A 1,691-nucleotide genomic window follows, 5' to 3' on the forward strand; every position below is an offset into this window, starting at 1 on the left:
CGCCGCAGGCGGTACCCGGCCCGACTCCACGGCGCGCCGGGGCGGCGGGAGCTCGGTCGGGGTGGGCTCCGGCTCCTCGGACGCCGGCCGGGCGCCCGGTGGGGGGCCGTCGGCCGGGAGGAGGATGCGCAGGAGGTCGAGGCGGTCGGGAAGGGCCAGCGGAAGGCGCAGCCAGAACCGGGAACCGAACTCGGTGAAGCCGCCCAGCGCCTCCGTGGCGGCGCCGTCGAAGCCGCCGAGGGCGAGGGAGCGGGCCGTGACGCGCTCCGCGAGCAGGCGCAGGACGCCCAGGTAGGGGGTGGCGTCGGGGAGGCGGAGCAGCGTCTCGCCGAGGAGGTGCGCGGCCCACCAGGAGGGGTCGGCGAGCCTTCCGTCGTCGCCGGCGGGGCGCCGGGCCGAGAGGGTCTCGACCGCGTGGACCAGGCGGGTGAGCCGGCTGGAGAGCTCGGCGGGGCCCGAGCGGCGGCCCAGCTGGAGCAGGGCCTGCACAACGGGGCCGATGCGGTGCCGGGGCACCGGCAGCAGCCGTGGCGGCTCCGGGGCGGCGGGGCCGCCGCGCCGCCGGCGCAGGGCGGCCATCGTGCGGGAACCGGCCGAGGAGCCGGGCGGGGGCGGCACGTGGGGCGGTACGTGCCCCTCGGGGGCCGGCCCGCCGCCGGGGCGGGACGGCAGGCGGACGGCGGCGACGGCCGGCGGCCCCTCCGGCTTGTGCCAGCGGTGCACGAGCGCGTGGAGGGCGGCGTCCAGGTCGAGGTGGGTGCCCTGGAGCCAGTCGGCGAACTCCTCGTGGGCGAAGCGGTAGCCCGTACCGGCCGGCACGAGCAGGCCCTCCGTGAGGACGGCCGAGGCCCAGCCCGTGCGCCAGGGGAAGAGCTCCTCGAAGGCCTCCCGCTCCAGCTCGCCCTGGCCCGGCCCGAGGCAGCGGCGGGCCGCCTCGTGGACCTGCCCGGCGACGCGCGCGGCGAGCCGGCGGACCGCCGTGCCGCGCAGCGGCGGGCGGCGGGAGGCGGCCAGGCGCACCGCGATGCGCAGGCAGACGAGGTCGAGGTGGGCGGAGAAGACGTCCCACCGGTCGGGCGCGGCCCGCCCGGAGCCGGGGTCGGGGCGCTCGACGCCGCCGGGGAGCGCCGCGCGCACCTCGGCGAGCAGCCGGAGGGCCAGGGGGTGGGCGGCGTCCGCCGGGGCGATGGCGTCGGCGGGGATCGCGTAGGAGGCGCGTGCCTCGGCGGCCTGCGCCGGGGTGAGACCGGTCAGCCGGGTACAGGGCGGCAGCGCGCGGGGCCCGGAGGCGGCGCACAGCAGGGCTGCCGGGCTCATCAGCGCGTCGGCGGGCTCGGGGGCGGGCACATGGAGCGCGTCCGGCGGAAAGAGCGCCCCGGCCGTCTCCCAGTGCTCCGGCCGGCAGGCGACGATCATCTTGGCGGACGTGCTGTCGAGCCACTTCGCGGTGGCGGCCGTCCAGGCGGGCAGCCCGTGGGCCAGGACGGGCGGCATCTCCTCGGGTCCGTCGAGGAGGACGAGCAGGGGCCGTCCGACGCGCCGGCCCAGCTCGGCGACGGCCTCGGGCGTCGCGGCCCCGGGGTCGCCGACGGTGCCGCCGGTGCCCGCCGAGGCGGTGACGATGCGGCCGGCCGCCTCCAGGGCGCGGGCCACCGCGTCCCGCACGCCGACGTCGCCGACCTGGAGGTCCG

General features: G+C 80.4%; 1 pseudogene. It reads right to left on the minus strand.

Annotation, left to right across the window (positions count from 1 at the left end):
• Positions 1-1,691, minus strand: a pseudogene (locus AB0K09_RS33165) (hypothetical protein); the annotation flags it as partial.

Origin of the sequence: Streptomyces sp. NPDC049577, from assembly GCF_040675635.1 — a bacterium.
Classification (GTDB): Bacteria; Actinomycetota; Actinomycetes; order Streptomycetales; family Streptomycetaceae; genus Streptomyces.